The sequence below is a fragment of the Gorillibacterium sp. CAU 1737 genome (genome assembly GCF_039888655.1).
In the GTDB taxonomy this organism is placed as follows: domain Bacteria; phylum Bacillota; class Bacilli; order Paenibacillales; family NBRC-103111; genus Gorillibacterium.
Genome location: NZ_JBDQQO010000001.1, coordinates 106641 through 128599 on the forward strand (window position 1 = coordinate 106641; position 21959 = coordinate 128599).

General features: G+C 55.7%; 17 protein-coding genes and 1 pseudogene. 8 read left to right on the top strand and 10 right to left on the bottom strand.

The window, feature by feature from the left end; genetic code table 11:
* Positions 1-2 precede the first annotated feature (2 nt).
* Both AAFN83_RS00480 and AAFN83_RS00485 read left to right on the top strand, forming a co-directional pair.
* A complete protein-coding gene (locus tag AAFN83_RS00480; protein ID WP_347766356.1) occupies positions 3-998 on the top strand; it encodes a mannonate dehydratase in 996 nt (331 codons plus the stop codon).
* A gap of 133 nt (positions 999-1131) precedes the next feature.
* Positions 1132-3027 (top strand): PrkA family serine protein kinase, encoded by a 1896-nt coding sequence (locus AAFN83_RS00485; RefSeq protein ID WP_347766357.1) that lies wholly within the window; start codon positions 1132-1134, stop codon positions 3025-3027.
* A gap of 82 nt (positions 3028-3109) precedes the next feature.
* On the opposite strand, the gene AAFN83_RS00490 is transcribed toward AAFN83_RS00485, so the two are convergent.
* Both AAFN83_RS00490 and AAFN83_RS00495 read right to left on the bottom strand, forming a co-directional pair.
* The gene (locus tag AAFN83_RS00490) at positions 3110-3925 is read right to left on the bottom strand and encodes a diguanylate cyclase domain-containing protein (protein WP_347766358.1); all 816 of its coding nucleotides are present in this window, start codon (positions 3923-3925) and stop codon (positions 3110-3112) included.
* Between the two features lie 176 nt (positions 3926-4101).
* On the bottom strand, positions 4102-4686 hold the full coding sequence (locus AAFN83_RS00495; protein ID WP_347766359.1) for a GNAT family N-acetyltransferase: 585 nt from the start codon (positions 4684-4686) through the stop codon (positions 4102-4104).
* A 178-nt stretch (positions 4687-4864) separates the two neighbouring features.
* Between AAFN83_RS00495 and AAFN83_RS00500 the strand changes: the two genes are divergently transcribed.
* Complete coding sequence (locus AAFN83_RS00500; protein ID WP_347766360.1) at positions 4865-6031, top strand: MFS transporter; 1167 nt, start codon at positions 4865-4867, stop codon at positions 6029-6031.
* 11 nt (positions 6032-6042) lie between these two features.
* On the opposite strand, the gene AAFN83_RS00505 is transcribed toward AAFN83_RS00500, so the two are convergent.
* From AAFN83_RS00505 to AAFN83_RS00515, 3 genes are all read right to left on the bottom strand, one after another.
* The gene (locus AAFN83_RS00505; RefSeq protein ID WP_347766361.1) at positions 6043-6579 is read right to left on the bottom strand and encodes a ferritin family protein; all 537 of its coding nucleotides are present in this window, start codon (positions 6577-6579) and stop codon (positions 6043-6045) included.
* A gap of 90 nt (positions 6580-6669) precedes the next feature.
* Positions 6670-7164: a hypothetical protein gene (locus AAFN83_RS00510; protein ID WP_347766362.1), complete on the bottom strand. Its 495-nt coding sequence runs from the start codon at positions 7162-7164 to the stop codon at positions 6670-6672.
* A 118-nt stretch (positions 7165-7282) separates the two neighbouring features.
* The gene (locus AAFN83_RS00515; RefSeq protein ID WP_347766363.1) at positions 7283-8251 is read right to left on the bottom strand and encodes a D-alanyl-D-alanine carboxypeptidase family protein; all 969 of its coding nucleotides are present in this window, start codon (positions 8249-8251) and stop codon (positions 7283-7285) included.
* 198 nt (positions 8252-8449) lie between these two features.
* Here AAFN83_RS00515 and AAFN83_RS00520 point away from each other — a divergent pair, with 198 nt between their 5' ends.
* From AAFN83_RS00520 to AAFN83_RS00530, 3 genes and pseudogenes are all read left to right on the top strand, one after another.
* Positions 8450-12250 (top strand): glycosyltransferase family 39 protein, encoded by a 3801-nt coding sequence (locus AAFN83_RS00520; RefSeq protein WP_347766364.1) that lies wholly within the window; start codon positions 8450-8452, stop codon positions 12248-12250.
* A gap of 32 nt (positions 12251-12282) precedes the next feature.
* A pseudogene (locus AAFN83_RS00525) lies at positions 12283-13212 on the top strand (glycosyltransferase family 2 protein); the annotation flags it as partial.
* Positions 13213-13574: 362 nt separating this feature from the next.
* A complete protein-coding gene (locus AAFN83_RS00530; RefSeq protein WP_347766365.1) occupies positions 13575-14054 on the top strand; it encodes a GtrA family protein in 480 nt (159 codons plus the stop codon).
* Positions 14055-14154: 100 nt separating this feature from the next.
* Here AAFN83_RS00530 and AAFN83_RS00535 read toward each other — a convergent pair whose 3' ends face one another.
* Positions 14155-14661: a DinB family protein gene (locus AAFN83_RS00535; RefSeq protein ID WP_347766366.1), complete on the bottom strand. Its 507-nt coding sequence runs from the start codon at positions 14659-14661 to the stop codon at positions 14155-14157.
* Between the two features lie 152 nt (positions 14662-14813).
* Here AAFN83_RS00535 and AAFN83_RS00540 point away from each other — a divergent pair, with 152 nt between their 5' ends.
* Both AAFN83_RS00540 and AAFN83_RS00545 read left to right on the top strand, forming a co-directional pair.
* The gene (locus AAFN83_RS00540) at positions 14814-15671 is read left to right on the top strand and encodes a 3D domain-containing protein (protein ID WP_347766367.1); all 858 of its coding nucleotides are present in this window, start codon (positions 14814-14816) and stop codon (positions 15669-15671) included.
* A gap of 146 nt (positions 15672-15817) precedes the next feature.
* Positions 15818-18112, top strand: a complete 2295-nt coding sequence (locus AAFN83_RS00545) for a YcdB/YcdC domain-containing protein (RefSeq protein ID WP_347766368.1) — start codon at positions 15818-15820, stop codon at positions 18110-18112.
* Between the two features lie 167 nt (positions 18113-18279).
* On the opposite strand, the gene AAFN83_RS22090 is transcribed toward AAFN83_RS00545, so the two are convergent.
* The 4 genes from AAFN83_RS22090 to AAFN83_RS00565 form a co-directional block, all read right to left on the bottom strand.
* A complete protein-coding gene (locus AAFN83_RS22090) occupies positions 18280-18609 on the bottom strand; it encodes a hypothetical protein (RefSeq protein ID WP_481810459.1) in 330 nt (109 codons plus the stop codon).
* A 71-nt stretch (positions 18610-18680) separates the two neighbouring features.
* Positions 18681-20630: an S-layer homology domain-containing protein gene (locus AAFN83_RS00555; protein WP_347766369.1), complete on the bottom strand. Its 1950-nt coding sequence runs from the start codon at positions 20628-20630 to the stop codon at positions 18681-18683.
* A gap of 68 nt (positions 20631-20698) precedes the next feature.
* Entirely contained in the window at positions 20699-21154 is a 456-nt protein-coding gene (locus AAFN83_RS00560; RefSeq protein ID WP_347766370.1) for an RpiB/LacA/LacB family sugar-phosphate isomerase, read from the bottom strand.
* A complete protein-coding gene (locus AAFN83_RS00565) occupies positions 21151-21957 on the bottom strand; it encodes a DeoR/GlpR family DNA-binding transcription regulator (protein ID WP_347766371.1) in 807 nt (268 codons plus the stop codon). Before AAFN83_RS00565 ends, AAFN83_RS00560 begins: the two co-directional genes overlap by 4 nt.
* Between the last annotated feature and the right edge of the window lie 2 nt (positions 21958-21959).

Genomic DNA, 21959 nt, shown 5'->3' on the forward strand with positions numbered 1-21959 from the left:
AGATGCAAGTAGCCGAAGCGTATTTCTTTCACGATTATGTGTGCGATTTTTGGGACCTGACGAAACAGATGGGGATCACGGATGCCGTTATCCCGCTTACCTCCTTGATGGAAGGGCCTGCCTGGGGAGTTGAGAATCTCTCGAAGGTAAAGCAGATGTACGAGAACGAAGGCTTGCGCGTGACGGTCATCGAAAACATGCCCCCCTCCAATAAAATCAAGCTCGGCTTGCCAGGTCGGGACGAAGAGATCGAGTATTTCAAAACGCTAATTCGTTCCATGGGCCTACTCGGCATCCCCGTCCTCTGCTACAACTTCATGGCAGAGATCGGCTGGTTCCGCACCTCGATGAACATGCCTACACGCGGAGGAGCGCTCGTTTCGGGCTACAGCCGGCAAGCGATGGAAGCGCTCCCGTTAACGGAGTACGGCCATGTCAGCGAGGAGCAGATGTGGGACAACTTGAAGTACTTCCTGGAACGAATCGTCCCCGTTGCGGAGGAAGCCAAGGTGAAGCTGGCGCTTCACCCGGACGATCCACCCGTCACCCCGCTTCGCGGCATTTCGCGGATCATCCGCGGTGCCGAAGGCCTGCAGCGCGCTATTGATCTGGTGCCGAGCCCTTACAGCGGCATTACCTTCTGCCAAGGAACGCTGGCAACGGCGGGAGAGGATATTCCATCGGCCATTCGGCAGTTTGGCAAGCAGGATAAAATCTTCTTCGTTCACTTCCGCGATGTGGCGGGAACCTCCGACAACTTCTACGAGACCTTCCATGATGACGGCAAGACGGATATGCTGGAAGCGATGAAGACCTATTATGAGGTAGGCTTCAACGGACCGGTCCGCGCGGACCATGTGCCGACGATGGCCGGGGAGCCCAATCACTATCCGGGCTACGAGATCATGGGCCGACTGTTCGGGAACGGCTACATGATCGGCTTGATGGAAGCCGCCGGCTACAAACGCGAGAAATCGCATGTGCAAACCGTGAAATAACCGTTCAGAAGCCTTCCATCCTCGTGGGGACACGGGGATGGAAGGCTTCTGTTTTCGGTTTTGGGCAACTTCCCCCCCTCTTTCGCATACACATTATTACGTTCATTTTATCGGAGAGGGAAAGGAGGCTGCCATGGACATCTTTGAACGAATCGCTCGCCATCGGGAAGAAAGTGAGAAGCTGACATGGGTTGGAACGTTTGCGGAATACATCGACAAGGTGAGAGAACAACCGGAGCTCGCGATGACTGCTCATGCCCGGGTCTACCGGATGATCGCTTCGGAAGGCATCGAAACCGTGAACGGCCACACCACCTATACCTTTTTTGCGAATGAAATCTTTGGGCTGGACCGCTCCCTGGAGCGCCTTGTGGAAGAGTACTTTCATTCGGCAGCGCGGCGACTCGACGTGCGCAAGCGCATCCTGCTCCTGATGGGACCGGTGAGCGGGGGCAAATCGACCTTGGTGACGATGCTGAAGAGGGGATTGGAGCGCTTCTCTCGCACGGAGGAAGGGGCGGTCTACGCGATCAAGGGCTGCCCGATGCACGAGGACCCTCTGCACCTCATTCCGCTCGAGCTGCGTCCCGATGTAGAGAAGGAGCTGAATGTTCGCATCGAAGGCACCCTCTGCCCTTATTGCCAGCTTCGGCTGAAGACAGAGTTCGCGGATCGCATTGAAGATGTTCCGGTGGAGCGAGTCGTCATTTCCGAGACCGCTCGGATCGGAATCGGCACCTTCAGTCCATCGGACCCGAAATCTCAGGATATCGCGGACCTGACGGGGAGCATCGACTTCTCCACGATTACGGATTACGGCTCCGAATCAGATCCCCGCGCCTATCGCTTCGATGGGGAATTGAACAAGGCGAATCGCGGCATGATGGAGTTCCAGGAGATGCTGAAATGCGACGAGAAGTTTCTCTGGAACCTGCTCTCGCTGACGCAGGAGGGGAATTTCAAGGCTGGCCGATTCGCGCTCATCTCGGCTGATGAGCTGATCGTCGCACATACGAACGAGACGGAATACCGGGCGTTCATCGCCAATAAGAAGAATGAAGCCTTGCAGTCGCGGATGATCGTCATCCCGGTGCCTTACAACCTGAAGGTGTCCGAGGAGGAGAAAATCTACGCCAAGCTCATTCATCAGAGTGAAATGAACCATGTGCATATCGCTCCGCACGCCCTTCGGACCGCGGCGGTGTTCTCCATTTTGACTCGACTGAAGGAATCGAAGAAGCATGGAATGGACCTCGTCAAGAAGATGCGGATGTACGACGGGGAAGCCATCGAAGGCTACAAGGAAGCAGATTTGAAAGAGATGCAGAATGAGTTTCTCGACGAAGGAATGTCGGGCGTCGATCCTCGCTACGTGATCAACCGAATCTCCAGCGCGCTCATCAAGCCTGATGCGGCCTGCATCAATGCCCTGGACGTCCTGCGCGCCATCAAGGAGGGCTTGGACCAGCACGCTTCGATCACGAAGGAGGAGCGCGAGCGCTACCTGAACTTCATCTCGGTGGCGCGCAAGGAATATGATGACCTGGCCAAGAAGGAAGTGCAAAAGGCATTCGTCTATTCCTTCGAGGAATCGGCCAAGACGCTCTTCGAGAATTACCTCGACAACATCGAGGCATTCTGCAACTGGGGCAAGATCAAGGACCCGCTCACCGGCGAGTCGGTGGACCCGGACGAACGGCTGATGCGGTCCATCGAGGAGCAGATCGGCGTATCTGAGAACGCGAAGAAGGCATTTCGCGAGGAGATCCTCATCCGCATGTCCTCCTACTCCCGGAAGGGCAAGAAGTTCGACTACAGCTCTCACGAGCGGCTTCGCGAAGCGGTGGAAAAGAAGCTGTTTGCCGATCTGAAGGACGTCGTGAAGATCACCACCTCGACGAAAACACCGGATGAACGCCAGTTGAAGCGCATCAACGAAGTGACAGCGCGGTTGATCGACAGCCACGGTTATTGCCCGACCTGCGCCAACGAGCTTTTGCGCTACGTCGGCAGTCTGTTGAACCGATAACGGAACAGGCCCCCTAACGAAAACAAAAGCCCGCCCTTCTTCACCTTGCGGTGAGAAAGGGCGGGCTTGATTCCTTTTTGCTTTATCCATTCATGCGGCGAAAGACGCTGTACCGGCCGGAGCCGAGCTGCTTGGCGGTGTACATCGCGGAATCGGCTTCCTTCAGCAGCCGATCCCATTCGACCTTCTCATGGGAACGGTTTATGCTGATGCCGATGCTCCCCGAGATGGAGAGGGTATGTTTGTCCAATACATAGGCGTCCGTGATCCGTTCCAGGATGCGGACCGCCAGTTCCTCGGTTTCTCTCTGCGTGTAGCCGCGGGCTACCATGACGAACTCATCTCCGCCGATGCGATAGATCATTCGCCGGCGGCCGGCAAACTCGCCAAGACGAATACCGATCGCTTGAAGCAGCAGATCCCCAATATGATGACCGAGCGTATCGTTTACACTCTTGAACCGATTCAAGTCCAGGAAAAGGACCGCAATTCGCTCGCGACCCTTGAGCTTGTTCCGCAGGTCGTCCAACCCGTTCTTGTTATAGAGGCCGGTGATGTTATCCACATAAGCGAGCTGGCGGAGGCTCTTGCGCTCTTCCCGATAATCATTCAGGCGGAAGCCGGCAAGCAGGAAGAGGAAGATGACCAGACAATAGGCCAGAAAGGCAGGAAGCCACTCGCTCAACCGGAAGAGAGGAATGCCTTCCGGCTTATTGAGCACATGCATCAGCATGAGACCGGAAAGGCCGATGAGGAAGGCGCTTAAAATCCGGAGAGGAAGCGGGAACGCTTTCGCTTTGCGGCTCGTTCGCAGTGCGAGAAGGATTCCGGCAGTCAGGATGGCGATGACGATGGAAAGGAGTGCGAAGCTAAATTCGCGAACTTCATTCAATGGCATGTTGACCCAACTCTCACTTGCTTCAAGATGGTAACGTTCAAGGATAATCCAAGCTCCTATTCTATCACGGCGGACTGAACGGTTTCTGAACAACCTCACCGGGACTAGTCTGGACTCAGTATACTCGATCGTCTTATCCTCTGTCAGCAGGAGGAATGCTGGGAGCCCGACCGGAGCTAGAAATCAATGCCGCGCACCTTGGAGAACACCATGGTGTCGCTCAATTCTCCGCTCGTGTTGTTGGAGTCCTGGCGAAGGATTCCCTCCAGGGTAAAGCCGCATTTTCTCGCAACCTCTGCGCTCGGGATATTGGTGCGATCACAACGGATCTGAATCCGGTTGGCGCCAAGCTCGCGGATCGCAAAATCGGTAATGGCCATTACCGCCTCCGATGCATAGCCCTGGCGAAGGCGTGAGGAGCGAATCCAGTAGCCGGTCTCGAAGCTCCGGGAGTCCCAATCAATCCGGTGCAGGCCGCTGCTTCCTACCAATTCACCGGTTTGCTTGTCCAAGAGCTGCAGGCGCATATCACTTCGCTCCAAAAACCGAAGGTAGGCCCGTCGGACGTTGATCTCGGAGTCTTCCACCTCGGGAACCTCGGAAGCCCAGGGCATCCACGGGGCGAGCAGCGCTTGGCTTTCTCGAACGGCTTCATTCAGCCCGGGACCGTCTCCTGGAAGCGGTGTTCGGATGACAAGACGTTCGCTTTCAAAGCGGCTGGGGAAATCCAGCAATATTGGGTCCTTGGGTTTGATGTCCATGATTGCACCTCCACATAGGGAAAAAGTTCCTGTTACTCTACCACAATCGTTCTCGCGGGAGCAATGACTTTTGTTGAAAAAAGCGATGGAACGTTTGCGCCGAGAGGGCTACAATGGAGGGCAAGCTCAAAAGCCGGAACCGAACCATCTACTAAAGTGAAATGAGGATTCCATCATCATGAATCGCCAGCCTTCTTTGTTCTCCTTAAAGCTGTACAACCTGTTCACCTATGGCTCCTTAGCGGTGCTCTCCGTCTATTTCCCGCTCTATTTCAGCGAGCTCGGCTTGTCCAAGCTGGAGATCGGCATGATCATGGCCGGGGGGCCGATGATCTCGATCTTCTCGGGGCCGTTCTGGGGCTATGTAAGCGACCGCCGACAAAATATTCGAATGACCCTCGTCATTCTGCTTCTCGGAAGTCTCGTCGTTGTACAGGGCGCTTTCCAGCTCCGGGCCTTCTGGCCGTTGTTTGCCTTGATGTTGGTTTTCTTCTTCTTTCAAAGCCCTACCAATTCCCAAGGCACCAGTCTGATGCTGAACGCGATCGAAGGGACGACCCATAAATTCGGCCGCCTCCGGCTGTACGGCTCGCTCGGCTACGCCGTGATTGCTCTGGGAGCCGGTCCGCTTTTGGCGCGTTCAGGAAACGGAATGCTTATCTTTGCTTATTCCGCCCTGCTGAGCGCTGCCCTGTTCACCACAATGTTCTTGCCCAAGGGACACGAAACGGCAGCAGCTCATCCCTTTACCGGACAAGGCTATCAGGAAATCTTCCGCCACCGGGGGTTTGTGCTGTTTCTCTTGCTCGGCGTGTTTGTGTCCATCCCGAATGCGGTGAACTCCACCTTCGTCTCGTTGTACATTCGCGAGCTGGGCGGCTCCGATGTGATGGTCGGCTGGGGTTCCTTCCTGTCCGCGTTCTTCGAAATCCCGGTGTTTCTGTTGCTCGACCGAATCGTCCGAAAGAACAGTCGGTATCTGCTGGCAGGCTTGCTTCTCGTAAGCCTGCTGTTCTCCCTGCGCTGGTACTTGATGTCGCTTGCGACGGCCCCGATTCACGTTCTTCTCACTCAGATGCTCCACAGCGTGAGCTTCGGGGTCTATACCTACCTGGGCACTACCCTGACCTCGCTCTGGGTAGCTCCTCAGTACCGAGCATCCGGCCAAGCTCTCTTCACCCTCACCTGGGGAGGGTTCTCCGGCATTGTGGCGGGATTCGCCGGGGGGCTTCTCTATGACACCGTCGGGGCTGCCATGCTCTACCGGTTAGGGACGGGCATGGCGTTCATCGGAGCCGCCGGGTTCCTGTGGCTCGTGAGAAGAGAGCAGAAGGGGGCTGTGTGATAACAGAAGCTTTATAGGCGAGAGGCTTTTGCCCGCATACGGGCGGCCGTTTGATTCAAGGTATACAGGTAATTGTACTTCGTCGCATGTTTCTGTTCGTCCATGATGATCCCAAGAAGCGTATCCTGGTAGACCCCTTGGGGAAGGCCCGACCAGATGGACCGATAGCGCTCCACGGCACCCAGCTCGCCAAAAAGTGCATCTACCAGACCTTCCGTATAGGAGGTTGGTTTCTTATACGGTTCATCGGGGGCCGGCGGAACTTCTTGGCCGGTTAAGCTCCGGTACATGTCCCGAAACATCCGATTATGGGAGCGCTCATCCTCGCGAATGGAGGCAATGATCTTTTGTTGTTCCTCGTCTGGGGCGAGTGCAATCAAATCGCTGTAGAAGCGTTCGTCATTCTTTTCACCTTGCACCGCTTTCTTGATCATTTCGATCGCTTGAGCATAGGACACGGCCCAAACGGGAGCAAATGAGGTGCGGAAGGGCAAGGGGGAACGGGGGCCGGGATAAACCGGTGCCGGGTGAAACGAAAAACCATACATCGAGGACACTCTCCTATTCATGGGGATAGGTATCCATATGCGCAGGAGCCCGCTTTTGTTCGAAGGGGAATAATCAAGAGTCTCCCCGAGTCAGACCGGGGCTTCGATGTGATAGGCCTTCAGGAAGGGCTTGAGATCATAGGGAAGCACGATCAGGTGCATGCGGGATTGATCGTCAATAAACAGCAGGCGATGAGGACCGGCGGGCTTTTCCACAAACAGAAAGAGCTCGCGTACTGGGCCGTGGTACCACGGCTTGTTGACCTCTACGGGAGGAATAAACGGGATGCGAAGACCGATCCCGCCCCTTGGCTCGAACGCCGTTTCCTGAGCCGCGCCGCTTCCGGCGTCCAGCCACCGGATCGCCTCCTGCCGCAACCGGTCGTCCGTCGGAAGAAGGCGCACCACTTGCTCCTTCTTCACATCAAACAGTTCGGCATCCGGCAGCTTTCTCATTGAGAGAGAGGCAGGAATCTCGGCGCGGTTCGTTCGGTTACTCTGGATGCTCAGGAGTGTGGCGGTCATCATTAGGAAGAGCAACAGGATGAGGAGAAGCGGACGGGGACGGGAATGAGGAAAACGCATCGATCAGGCTCCTTTCAAGCAGCTCGTTTTATCCGCTAGTATGGCCTGCCAATCTTCGAAACTTACATCAAAAAAACGAACCCGAGAAAGAAGGGTTCGTTTTTGTTAGACAGCCGCCTTATGGTGCTTGAACGGGGACAGCCTCATTGAAATATTCGTCGAGGGTGAGCCCTGACTTGGTGACATCCGCAGCGAGCTCTTTCCCCAGGTAACGAATATGCCAAGGCTCATACATATAGCCTGTGATTTTTTCGGTGCCCTTCGGGTAACGAATAATAAAGCCATAGTCCGGGGCATGCTTTGCCAGCCATTTGCCCTCCTTTGTATCTCCGAAAGCCTCGGTCAACTGATACTTTGCAGAAGCGCTTGATACGTCCATAGCCAGCCCTGTCTGGTGCTCGCTCGTCCCCGGACGGGCGCTGTACCGGGCGGCGGCTGCCTCTCCATCACGCTTCGAATAAGCGCTGAACAGCGATTCCTGGGTCTTGTAGGAACGGTAGCCGGATACGGCAAACAGCTTCACACCTTCTTTGTCCGCGGCGGCAAAGAGTTTTTCGAGAGCGTCTGCGGCTTCCTTGCGCAGCTTGCGCTTATCCAGCTTTTCGCTGAAGGAGAAGCGGACGTTCGGCACCACCAGGTCGGTAGGGACATAGTCGGCGGGAAGCTTGCGGGTTTTGTTCACCCACACGGCAATCTCCGCAGGCTTGGCGATCGTCGTGACGGCGCCCTGCGGCTTTGCCGATGGGCTCGGCTTGGCCGTTGGTTTAGCGGTTGGTTTCACCGTCGGCTTGGCCGTCGCTTTTGGTGTTGCGGCAGGAGTCGGCTTGGCGGTCGGTTTCGCCGTTGGCTTCACGGTAGGCTTGCTGGACAGGTTAACTACAGGCAATGGAGTGGAAGTGCCTGCTTGCGGAGCCTCAGAGGCTTCCGGAATCAGTGTTCCCGTGGGGCTCGCGGTTGGAGCGCCTGTCAGACCGGAGGAATCCGGTTCGGCTGAGCTTGCAAACTTCCCGGAAGAGGTGCAGCCGGCTGTAGCCAGAAGCACTCCCGACAGCAGTACGGTCAGCGGCCAGGTAGGTCGGGTATTCATGAGGAAACCTCCATGGATGAGAATGATAAGGATAAGGAAGGGACAACGTTCTTGGGATCTTCTAAAATTGGACGTAGAAATGAAGGGAAAAGTTGCGGTTTGGAATGTTTTGGAAGCGATTTCGTCGAACAGACTACCTTTTCCGTTCGCAATTTGGCATAATGGACGAAGGATACCTGAACGGAAGGGGACATTTCCTTGTTCAAGAAAGGATTCGGACTACTTTTGGCCGCATTCTTGTTGGCCACCCAACTTCCCGGTTCTACCGGATATGCAGAGGGGGAAGGAGGACTCATTCAGAACGGCGGTTTTGAAAGCGTAGGGGCAGGGCAGCCTAGCTCGTGGACCGTCGACAGCTGGCATGCGGGGGAAGCTTACTCTCGCCTTACCATTCAACAGGAAGTCGTTCACAGCGGCTCAAATGCAGCCCTCATCGAAAACCTTCAGCCAAATGATGCAAAATACATACAGAAGGTTTCGGTGGATTCGGATTCGGTGTACAAGCTCTCCGCGTATGTCCTTGTGGATCATGCGGATGCGGACACCAAGGGAGCGAACATCTCGATCCTCGGTATCGGGGACACTTCCGTCGATCTCAAGTCGACGAATGGCGCATGGGAGCTTCTTGAGTTTTATGGCAAGACCGGTAAAAGCCAAAAGGAGCTTCAAGTGGCGGTTCGTCTCGGCGGTTACGGCAGTCTGGGTGCCGGGAAGGCTTATTTTGACGATGTCAGCCTAACCAAGCTTTCAGCGGCTCCCGCTGGAGCGACCGTCTTCGATCTGGCTCCGAAGGGGTCCGATATTCCGGACGCTGTGTCGGCCATGGGCATCGCGGCAGCCGCCGTGGTGTTTGGTTTGCTCTACTTCTTCGTCTACCAGCGATGGATCCGGCCACAGCCCACCGGCAGTCTGAGAGAGCGGCGCCACTTCGGCCTCTTGTTCGGAGCGGCCGTCGTCACCGCGCTCATCATCCGCTTCCTCGTGGCGATGAAATCGCCGGGCTATGTGGTCGATGTGAACACCTTCAAGGCTTGGGCCAATAAAGTTGCAACAAACGGGCTGGCTCATTTCTATGACGGTCAATTTGCCGATTATCCCCCAGGCTATATGTATATTCTCTGGATTGTGGGCAGCCTCCAGCAGGTGTTTCACTTGGATTGGGCATCGAAGGGAGCGCTGCTCCTGATCAAGCTTCCCGCCCTTCTCGCCGATGCAGCCATCGCTTATCTGCTGTACCGGGAAGGGAAGAAGAGGATCAGCCCCTCCACGGGCTTCGGTCTTGCGCTGTTGTTTCTGTTCAACCCGGCGGTGCTTGTCAATTCGGCGGGCTGGGGACAGATGGACTCCTTCTTTACCCTCATTTTGCTGGGAGCTCTCCTGCTTCTGGCATCGGGCAAGTGGGAGGGTTCCGCTGCGATCTTCGCGTTCGCCATTCTGGTGAAGCCGCAAGCGCTCATCTTCACACCGGTCTTCTTATTTGAAGCCTTCCGCAAACGACAATGGGGCCGATTGGCAGGCTGTGTTGCCGTCGGGCTGGGCGTATTCCTGGTCCTGATCGCACCGTTCTCCTTCAACCAATCCAGTCCATTCTGGATTATCGATCTCTACAAATCGACGTTAGGCCAGTATGCATATGCAACTTTGAATGCTTTTAACATCTATGCCTTGTTCGGAGCCAATATGGTTTCGGCCGACCTGGGCTCTCCCCTCTCCTACACAGTTGTGGGATATTCAGGGATCGTGCTCACCGTAGCGGCAGCCGCTTATTTCTTCTTCCGTCGGAAGACGGAAGGGGAGGACAAGCTCTTCTTTATCCCGTTCCTGTTGCTCTTCATGGTCTTCATGCTGTCTGTCAAAATGCATGAGCGCTACTTGTTCCCTGCGATTGCACTCGCGCTCTTCGCCTTTCTCTTCTCGAAGGATCGGCGCTTGCTTCACCTGTCGGTTGGCCTCAGCGTTGTTCAATATTTCAACGTTCATTACGTACTCAAGAGCGCCGCGATCAACCAACCGCATCTGATGAAGCATGACGGCATTATGCTTGCCATGTCCTTCGTGTCTGTAATCCTGCTCTTGTGGCTCTTGAAGATCGGCTACGATCTGTATGTGAAGGGACGCAAGGTGCTGGTGGAACCTTATCCGGAATACAAGTCGCTGCCGCCGGAAGGGACGCAAGTCGCGTTGCTGCACCCCGTTGACAGCAACGCCAAGATGTCTCGCTTCACCCGCCGAGATTGGCTCTTCATGGGAGCCATCACCCTTGCGTATTCCATCGTCGCTTTTGTGAACCTGGGGTCGACCCACTCCCCGGTTACGACCTGGGAACCCTCGTACGGAGCCTCGGCTACCGTAGACCTGGGCGAAGTGAAGCAGATCGACCGGGTGAACACCTTCGGCGAGATCGGCACCGGCAAGTTCCGCCTGGAGTTCGCGGAGGAACCGGGAGCGTTCGGGAATGCGGTTACCGTCGAGAATACGTATACCAAGGTATTCTGGTGGAATGTGCAGGAAGTGAGCGTGAAGGCTCGTTATGTCAAGGTATCGGTAGAGGAATCGGGATTCGCTTTGAACGAAATGGCATTTTATCAAAAGGACAACCCGACTCCGCTCACCATAGCCTCCGTTCAGGATGATGACGGCAAGACGCCGGTAAGAGGCAAAGCCGCTTATCTCTTTGACGAGCAGGAGGATACCTTCTATCAGCCGACGTTCATGAACCAAACGTATTTCGATGAGATCTATCATGCGCGAACAGCTTATGAGCACCTGCACATGATGAAGCCCTACGAAAACACGCATCCGCCTCTCGGCAAGCTCATCATGTCGGTGGGCATCTGGCTCTTCGGAATGAACCCGTTTGGCTGGCGGATCGCCGGCACCCTGGTCGGCATTCTGATGGTCCCGCTGACGTATGTATTTGCCAGAAGATTGTTCGGCAAGCCGGGGTATGCGGCTTTGGCGGCTCTTCTCATGGCTGTGGAGTTCATGCATTTCGCTCAAACGCGGATTGCTACCATCGATTCGTATGGTGTATTCTTCATCATGCTGATGTATTATTTCATGTATCGTTATTACAGCATGAGCTTCTACAAAGCGCCGCTCAAGAAGACGCTCGTCCCGTTGTTCCTCTCCGGCCTGTTCTTCGGAATCGGGGCGGCGAGCAAATGGATCGTCATCTATGGCGGAGCCGGTCTGGCACTTCTCTTCTTCCTGTCGCTGTTCGAGCGATACCGGGAATGGCGAACGGCGGGCAAGCTGTTGCAGCTTAGCGAGACGGAAGGGAAATCGGAGCTTCGCGAAGAGCTTCTTAAGATCCGCAAGGTCTTCGGGCGTTACACAGTGAAGACGGTGGCCTGGTGTACCCTGTTCTTCGTCGTCGTCCCCGTGCTGATCTACTCGCTGTCGTTCCTGCCGATCATGAGCGTGCCAGGCGAGGAAAAATCGGTTCATCAGCTTGTGCAGTACCAAGAAAACATGTATAACTATCACAGCAAGCTAAAAGCGACGCACGGCTTCGGCTCGCCCTGGTATGAATGGCCGCTCATGGTTCGCCCGATCTGGTATTACAGCGGGAAGCCGGCCGTAGCCGCCGATCAGGTGTCCAGCATCTGGTCCTTCGGGAACCCCGCCGTGTGGTGGGTTGGCCTCGCCGCCTTCCTCGCGATGCTCTTCTACTTGAAGAAGGACAAGCATCGGGGAATGTTCGTGGTGACGGTTGCCTTCTTCTCGCAGTTCTTGCCGTGGGTGCTCGTCACGCGATTGACGTTCATCTATCACTACTTTGCCATGGTTCCGTTCCTGATCTTCTCCATTGTCTATATAGCCAAAAAACTGCTTGAGAAGAAGCCGGAATGGAAACCCTATGTTATCGGGTATGCAGTTCTTGCCGTCGTGCTGTTCGCGATGTTCTACCCGGTACTGTCCGGCATGACCGTCTCCAAATGGTATGTCGACCATTTCCTCCGCTGGTTCGGAACCTGGTATTTCTACACCGGTTGATCCGGTTTGTCCATTAGAAAGGGGATTTACCCATGTCGGAACGGATTGTCATCTCCATCGTCATTCCCATGTACAACGAAGAGGAAGTAATTGCCGAAACCTACCGCAGGCTGCGCGAGGTCATGATGCAGCAGCCTGAGCCTTTCGAGCTGGTGTTTGTCAATGACGGCAGCCGCGACTCAACGGTAGAAATCATCCGCGAGATCTCGCACAAGGACCCGGTTGTTCGGCTGATCGACTTCTCTCGCAATTTTGGCCATCAGGTGGCCATCAGCGCCGGGATGGATTACGCGATGGGCGACGCCGTCGTGGTCATCGATGCAGACCTGCAGGATCCGCCTGCGGTCATCCTGCAGATGATCGAGAAGTGGAAGGAAGGCTACGACGTCGTATACGGCAAACGCCTGAAACGAAAGGGAGAAACCCTCTTCAAGAAGACGACGGCGAAGATGTTTTATCGTCTGCTCCGCAGCATGACCACCGTAGATATTCCGGTTGATACCGGCGATTTCCGGCTCATCGACCGCAAAGTTTGCGATGTACTCCGAAGCCTCTCGGAGAAGAACCGCTATGTTCGCGGGTTGGTGAGCTGGGCCGGCTTCCGTCAGACGGCAGTGGAATACGTACGTGAGGAGCGCTTCGCAGGGGAAACCAAGTATCCGCTCAAGAAGATGCTGCGCTTTGCCCTCGACGGCATCACATCCTTTTCCTACAAGCCGCTGAAGCTGGCTACGTACCTGGGGATGTCCGTATCGCTGTTCAGTTTCATCTACCTCATTGTCGTCATTGTCCAAAAGCTCACGGGATACACCAATGCAGGCTGGGCTTCTACGGTAGCGATCCTGCTCTTCTTCAACGGCATCATGCTGATGCTGATGGGGATCATTGGGGAGTACATCGGACGCATCTACGATGAAACGAAGGGACGCCCGCTCTACATCGTGCGGGAAGCAAGCGGCTACCCCGTCGTACCGCGCGCCGGCTTGAGAGCGGACATCCGGATCGGAAGCGGGCTGCAACCCGGGCTGGACGGAGAAGAAGGCGGCGCCGGCAGGGGCTTGTTCCGGTCAGGCGAGGGCGGCGAGCATGCAGCCATCACCCGCCAGAGCGAGCAGGCAAATGCGGAAGAGGAGCGCCGTGCGCGAATGGAGTCCCTTGTCGGCAAGCTGCCGCAGGATCGGCTCATGACGTACGGAGCAGGCACCGGACTGGAAGCGGCAGCGCTCGATGTTTCGTGGCCGGAGGAAAGCCAGGAGACTCGTGGGCAAGAAGGGCAGACCGATGATAGCACGGAATCGCCTTCGGCGAAAAAGGGGTCTTCCGAGTGAGCTTCCTGCGTCGAATGCTAAACAAGTACGAGGATTTGCTTAAATTCGGCTTGGTTGGCGTGGGTAATACAATGGTCGATTTTGCGGTCTACACCATCCTCTACTATGTCGGGGTTCCTTATCGCGTTGCCCAATGCTTTTCCTATGCGGCGGGAACCTTGAACAGCTACATCCTGAATAAGAAGTGGACGTTCGCAGCGAAGAAACCAGCGGCATCTGCCGACAGCACGGCAGATGCTCCACGCACCGATACGCACAAAGCCAATGCAGCCGAAGCACTGCGCTTCCTGGTCGTGAATTTGTTCACCCTGGGGCTGTCCATCCTCCTTCTAGGATTGCTGAAAGAGCAGCTCGGCCTGCACGCGATCGTGGCCAAGCTGCTGGTGACCCTCGTTACCACTCTCGTCAACTTTGTGGGAAGCAAGCTTTGGGTCTTTCGACGGTCTGACCTGGATCGTTCGACAAAGCGGGCCTAACGAATTTGCCATTGCGATAGGGAATCTAAGAACGATAAAGGAGCGAATCAAGGCGGGGGTTGCCCCTGGCCGGATTCGCTCCTTTGCATTGGGTTATGAGTTAGTGGGATAAGGTCTGTCCGGGGTCATCGATACCGGAGAGGGCAATGGCTTTTTTTAAGCTGTTTATGTACCCGAGATGAATCCCTTCATGGTGAAGGCTGAAGAGAAGCAATTCTCCCAGGGTATACATCGTATGTCCGAGCCTTCGAAAGGGCTTGATCGCCGTTTCATCCATTCGATGGGCATAGGCCGACTCGATATAAGACAGCTGCGCTTCCAGCAACTGGCGAAGCTCCAGCAAGGAAGGGGGAGGAAACGACCATTCCTTCGGGACGGTCCCGTTGGAAAAGAGAGTGAAAATTTTGCTGCTCAGCTTAGAGGCTTCCCCCGCAAAATGAGTGAAGACCGTCTCCTGTACCGTAAGGATATGACCAAAGTGCCAGCGCAGAGTATTGGGAAAGCCGGCGGGTTGAATATCGGCTGCAACCTCGGTAACCCCTTCCATCGCTTGAAGCGTAATGCGTCGCACCAAGCGAATTTGCCCTAGCCATTGTTCCTGATTCAAAGGACCCACCTCCAATTCCTTTCTTTAGTATAGGCCAGAAGGTGGAAGAAGGCCAGTGATCCAAATCCTCTCATTTCCAGCAATCCCCGGTAGGCCCTCCCTTCCCCTTGTGATAGACTCGTACAAAAGAGAAGCGAACAAGGAGGTACGGTTTGAAGAGGTACATACCGGGTATTTGGTTTGTTCTGTTTTGTGGAATGGTAATCTTAGGCATAGAAGGCTGGCACGCAGCGGCGATTCGCTCAAATGCTGCGGCTGTGGCGGACACACGATCATTCGAATCGTTCTCGGAGGAAAGCTTGCTGATGGAGCCGCTTGAGTTGCCTTTGGCTGGCACCTCAGAGAGCACACTCCTTCAGTCGGCAGACCCTTATATGCAAGAGAACAGCGCGTCTCCATCTTCTGCAACGCCTTCGGCAACAGCCGAAGCAAGCCCGACGATCAAGCCGACGGTCGAACCAACAGCTAAATCGACGGCTAAACCAACAGCCAAGCCAACGGCTAAATCTACCCCTAAACCGACGGCTACGCCCGCCGCGAAGGCCAAGCAGACCGCAAAACCTGCGAAGACTCAGGCCGCTGGCACCAAAACCAACTCAGCTTCTGAGAAGGGTTCAGGAACGTCTTCTTCTATAGCATCAAGCCAATCAAGCGGCGGACAGGTTGCGACTGCGTGGGGAGAACGTTTGGCTTATAAGCGCTCGTTCTCCGTGACTGCAACCGGCTATTCGGACTCTCCAGATGAGAACGGATGGGGAGCAGTCGATTACTTCGGCAATGAGCTGAAGCTCGGCACGATTGCCGTAGACCCCAGCATCATCCCGATGGGTAGCAAGGTCTACGTGACCGGGTATTCAAGCAGCGGCTTGCCAGGCACAGGCATGATTGCCTATGCGCGTGACCAGGGCAGCGCCATCAAAGGCGCCAAGATTGACATCTTCATCCCGGGCGGGAAGCAAACCGCATTGGATTTCGGGATGCAGAAGGTGCGTGTGTATCTACTAAAATGACGCCAAGCTGTCCCAAGTGCTTCTTGCTTCGGGGCAGCTTTTCTCGTTCCCCCCGCTCGTCTCTGCAACCTTTCCCTGCTTCTGTTCGTTCATTAGGTGAATGCCATGGAAGCGTTATCCATTTGAGGGGAAAAGGAGTCGATCAAATGAAAACAATGAGGTGGGCAGGGGCATGGGGGCTTGCGGCGATTTTGACCGTGTCCGCAGCGCTGCCGGCATGGGCGAATTCACCAGCAAGCAACACCGTGCCGAAGGCGATGCCTTCAACGGCACCGAGCACAGCACCAGAATCACCGGGGCAGGATGCAGTATCCCCAACGGCTAAGATCAGCAAAGAAAAGGCGCTTGTCATCGTGTCTGCCCAAATTACGATTCCATCGGGCTACAAACTGTCAAACACCAATTATCGATCAACGAGCTGGGAGACAGACAACGCAAGCTGGCACTTTGTTTTTGAGAAAACGGTGAACGGACGGACGGTAGGATCGATCAACGCTGCGGTAGATGCACAGACAGGCAAACTGATCAACTATGATCGAAACCCGTACGACAGCAGTCAGGCCACAGCCTTTCCGCCCAAGGTCGAATACGGCCAAGCCAAAGAAATTGCCATGAAGCTGCTTGCCACCATGAACCCTGCCGAGCATTCCTCCACCCGATACAACTCCCTAAACGATGAGCTTTACGTTCCGCAGATCCAAGGAAACATCAGCTACTCCTTCCGTTTCGATCGTACGGTGGACGGTGTTCGCTACCTCACGGACGGAATCACCATTCAGATCGATGGGAACGGAGAATTGAAATCCTATCAATATACTTGGCATGACAGCGCCACATTCAGCACCAAGAAGCCGACCATTTCACAAGAGCAAGCGCTGGCTGCTTATAAGAAGGCCAATCCTCCCTTTTTGCAATATGTCGCCACTCAGAATCCTGTGACGAAGAAAGGCGAAGTAGCCTTGGCTTACTCGTATTGGCCGAACTCCCTTGATGCGGTAACGGGAGAGGTTTTGAGAAGCGAGTATACCGGATATGGGCTCGAGAAACCCCTGACAGAAAAGCCGCTGGCTCCCATGCCGTCTACCTCGAAAGATCTGACTTCTGAGCAGGCGGTGGCGATTGCCAAGAAAACGCTTGGGATCCCGTCTACAGCCAAGCTTATTGCCGCTGAATTTAACGAGAGAAAGGACGACACTTATCTGCAAGGGGCTACCGCCGTCTGGTATATTCATTGGACAGACAGCGGCTCCAAGACCGTTCGCTATTCGGCCAGCGTGGATGCGAAGACAGGAACCATCCTGGATTATAACCTGGATAATAATGATCGCTACACTCCTCTGACCAAGGAGGAGCAGGCAAAGAAACTAACAGACGTGAAGCTGATGAACGCGGCTGCTGACTTCGTAAAGACGCTCCTGCCTCAATACAGCCACCAGCTTGCTTTTGAGAAAAGAGTCTCCGTCGGGGAGTCGGATGATTCCGCTCGGGTTGTGAATTATTCTCTTCGCCGCGTCGTAAATGGAATTGTGACCGATCTGGACAGCTTATACCTTTCCGTTGATCAGCTAACCGGTAAAGTTCTGAGCTATAGCAGCTCCTTCGCTAATGTCCAGTATCCTACGACGGTTCCCAAAACGGTCAGCGCGGATAAAGCGATTGAGCTGCTCAGCACCTCGTTCCAGCTGTCCCTCGCTTATTTGGATGATCCGAGCACTTCGAACAAGGAAACCTGGAAGGAACGCAAGCCCGCTCTTCTGATCTATAACCGAGAGCTTCTCTTCTATGAGAATGTGTATCTCGATGCCGTCAGCGGCAAATGGGTCAACAAAGAAACTGGCAAAGAAGTGATCCCGGGGAAAATGAAAGCCGCCGATCTGGCAGGACACCCCGCCTCGAAAGAATTGCAGCTGCTTCTGGATTACAAGGCGCTTGACTTAAAGGACGGCAAGGTGATGCCGGAGCAGCAAGTGACTAGAGGCGAGTTCATCAAAATGATGGTCGTGGCTTTGCATGGAGGCAATTATTATCCGACGCTGGCAGCAGGACGTTCGAATACGTTCAAGGATGTACTGAACGACTCTACCCTATTTGCCTATGTGGAGACGGCTGTCGATATGGGGGTTCTGGATCCGGCGACCGAGAATTTCAAACCGGATGAAGCGCTCACCCGAGATGAAATGGCCCAGTTGCTCGTTCGAGCGCTCGGCTTCGACAAGCTGGCAGCGAAGAGCGATCTGTTCCTCTTGAACGTGAAGGACGCGGATCAAGTGAAAGGGAAAGGGCAAGCCGCCATCGTGCTCACCTTAGGCATCATGGAGAAGACGGCGGACGGAAGCTTTGCTCCAGCCAGCAAGGTCAGCCGTGCCGATGCGGCAGTCTCCTTCTACAACTTCCTGAAGGCCCGTCCAACGATGGCTTCCACTCCGATTACCTATTACTAGTAATCGATTCCCAGCAACTGAGGTTACTTGGCCATCCGAGCAACGGACCTCTGTATAACAAACCGACTCTAACGGTCCACATAGCCGACAAAAAAGCCCTTCCCGTTGGGAAGAGCTTTTTTGCGTTGCGGTCAGCGTGTGCGGGCCTTCATGCGGGAGAGTGGTTCCTACCCATAGTAATAGGGAAAAAAGGAAGCATCCTCATATCGAGGTTGCGGCTGCCCGATCGGTGGAAAAGGCGGAAGGGGCGGCCAAGGCAGGGGAGTGGGGACAGGAGGCTGCACACCGAGTGGAATACAATCTGGAAACGGAAGCAGCCTGCGGATGCTGGAGATCGGATAATGCTTGGTTGCAAATTGATCTTGATATAAGTACTCCAGAATGAAGAGTTCATTTCCTTGCACTCCGCAAAAAATACCGGATGTTCCGGTACCGTTCACGAATGAAACTCCCACCGGCTGACGAAGAAGAGCATTCCAACCGCTCTGCCAGGACATGGGCCGATCACCTCCACTATAGCCTATGTAAGGAGGGGGAGATGGGTTCCATCCGCTCTATTGCCTCAGTCTTATAGGCCGCGGTCCATTCGAGCGGAGAGCCATTCCTGAAGGCGCGCCAGCATGACGGCCGCCTCCGCCCGGGTGGCGGTTCTCTCTCCACCGAAGAAGGACGGACTGTCCCCTTGGATGATCCCCTGTTCAAGCGCAAGGGCTACTCCTTCGCGAGACCAGGTTAGCGAAGTCTGATCCTGGAAGCTTGCAAGCAGCTGGTTTTGCCGAGTGGTTCCCGGAGCTGCCTGTGCCGTCGTAAGGGTCATGAGGCGGCTGATCATGACCGCCATCTCCTCGCGACGAATGGTGGCATCGGGACGATAGCGACCGTCCGGGTAGCCGTTTACCACCCCGAGATCGGCGAGGAGCCGGGCGCTCGCCCCGTACCAGCTGCTTGCTCCGACATCGCGGAAGCCGCTTGCCGCCTTGGAGGTGGCAGGGGTCCCGCCGATGAACAGACGGGAGAGCAGGACCGCGAATTCTGCTCGGGTGACCGATCGGTCCGGTTCAAACAAGCCCGGTGCGGTACCGGTGATCACGCGGCTTCTCGCGAGAGCGGAGACGCTTGCCGAAGCATAATGTCCTGTGAGATCTGTAAAGGAGGGAGCAGAGGACAGCGGCTTGGCCGGAGCAATGGCGCGAAAGGCGGTCCACACGTTCGGGGTCTCTTCCCCCATATACCAGACGGCGGCTCCCCGAAGGGCGTAGGTATCCAGCAAGGCGGTCCGGCGTTTCATGGATTCGCCATCCTCCAGCCAGATTTTGTGGGCTACTCCGCCTGAGGTGTAGCTGACCTGGTTTTGCTCGGCAGCAGCGTCCCAGACCTTGGTGAGGCGAAGCCGGCTCACAAGCTCAGCCGCCTTCGTGAGCGGGGTGTACTCGCTCGTCACCGCGCCGCTCGCAGAGATCGCCCAATCGTAGGTATAGAAGGGCATGCCGAGCACGACCTTGTGCGCCGGAACATCCTGAAGGAGCAGGCGGACGCCTTCTCTTATCCAGGGAAGTGACGAGACTGATCCGGCCTTCGGAGAGCCGTCCCAATGTTCGTCATAGCCCATGAGGATCACGATATCGACAATCTGTCCAATTCCCTTCCGGTCATATGATCCGGACCAATAAGGGTCGCTGTTCGTTCGGGTCACATCCACCGACAGCTTTTTGCCAAGGGGATGCAGGGCATCGCGAAGCTCCCGCAGGAAGACGAGGAAGTCCTCCTTGTTGGCGGGGGCGATATTTTCAAAATCGACGTTGATGCCGTCTGCCTTCGTTCGAGTAAGCGAGGAGACAATGGCAGAGACAGCCGCCTTGCGGGCGGACGACGAGACGAGGAAGCGGGCGGTTAGCTCCGAATCAAACCGGTTGCCGAAGAGGGGCCACACCTGCTGCCCGTTGGCATGGCTCGCCGTGACATAAGCGGTATCGTCGCTTACCACCAGCGGACCGTCATTCTTGTCGAGGAAGAACCATCGGGGAGACACAACGTTCAACTGATCGGAAGCTCGATTTTGCGTGAGATAGGCATCCCGGTCGCCGAAGGCATTCCAGCCGAGCACCATTCTCGCAAGCGGACGAACCGTCATGAGCGCTTTGTCCACATAGCCGGATTGCCCGCCCAGCAGTTGAAGCTGAATGGTAGAAGACGTTTGCGAGAGAATCGGATATTCCTCACCTTGAGAGAGTCGGGTGAGGAGTCGGGTATGAGCGGCGTCGGCATAGACAGCTGCTCCCGCAGATTTGGCTGTTGCAATCAGGTACGGCGTTACCTCCGGGATAGCGGGGATCGCCGCCTGCGAGGCAGGAGCAGCCTCCGCCCATGCGACCGGGACGGATGAGGCTTTGCCTGTCGGGAAGGAAGGGGGCAGGACAGGCAAAGACAACAAAAGCAAGGACAACGTGCTCCGTTTGAGGAGCCGGGCTGTCCTTGCTTGGGAAAACGAAGCTTGAGAGGAGTTGCTTTTCTTGGACATAGAGTCTCCTTTCCGGCAACAGAGTCCACTCTATTGTAGAAAAGGAATCTCTTACATCCTAGTGAGGATTACTGGAAATGAGAGAGTCGCGTCTCCCATTCGATGATCTTGCTGACCTTGCGTGCCGATTCTCCTCCGGCGAATTCCGATGCAAGCCAGATGTCGATCACACCCTTGGCTTGCTCCCATCCGATGAGCCAGGCGCCCATCGTCAGGATTTGAGCATCGTTGCTTTTGCGAGCGCGTTCCGCCGAGAGCGGATCGTGGCAGAGGGCCGCGCGAACGCCGGGGACCTTGTTAGCGGAGATAGCCATGCCGTTTCCGGTCCCGCAGACGAGAATGGCTCGGACCGATTCTCCCTTTGCGATGCGCATGGCCGCTTCCAGGGCAATGTCCGGGTAATCCACCGGCTCGTGCGAGTGGGGACCGAGGTCGCAGACACTTACGGATTGCTGCTGGAGGTAGGTTCGGATCTGTTCTTTCAGAGCATAGCCGTTGTGGTCGCTTCCAAGAATCAGCTTCATTCCATCCTCCCGGCTTTCTCTGTCGGGACCGTGCTAACCCGAACACCTCGGCGTACCAGTTCCTCCAGAACATCGGCGGGAGCTCCGTCATCGGTGATGAAGGTGCGGATTTGCTCCGTCCCCGCGTAGCTCGCAATCGAATGGACGTTGATCTTGGAGCTGTCGAGCAGCGCGACGACCTTCGAGGAGGCCTGCACCATACGGCGCTTCAGCTCCACCTCGTAGAGGTTGAAGTCCATGAGGCCGCTGTCCATCTGGAACCCCGCCGGCGAGGTGAACAGGCAGTCGACCTTGATCTTGCCGAGGATGTCTTCTCCGAGCGTTCCCTCCACGGCGCCGGAGCCCATTCGCAGCACGCCGCCAATGAGGATGACGTGCATGTTCGGGTTTTCCTTCAGCTCCAGCGCCGTGTAGATGCCGCTCGTGACGACCGTGAGGCGATACGGCAGCTTGCGCAGATGCTTCGCCAGCTCCAGCGCCGTCGTGCTGGCATCGACGAGGATGCATTGGCCGTCCTGAACGAGCTCCGCCGCTTTGCGGCCGATAGCGGCCTTCTCCGGCTGATGGCGGCGTTCCCGCTCCGCGTACGCATACTCCGGCCGCGATTGCTCCACGAGCACCGCACCGCCGTGAATGCGGCGGACGAGCCCTTCTTCCTCAAGCAGATTCAAGTCGGTGCGCAGGGTGGCTTCAGACACGTTCAGATGTGTGGACAGCTCCTTGACCGAGGCTCGTTGGTTTTGAGTTAAGTAATCTAGCAAAAGCGAACGCCGTTCTTCGGCAAACAATCGAATCAACTCCATCT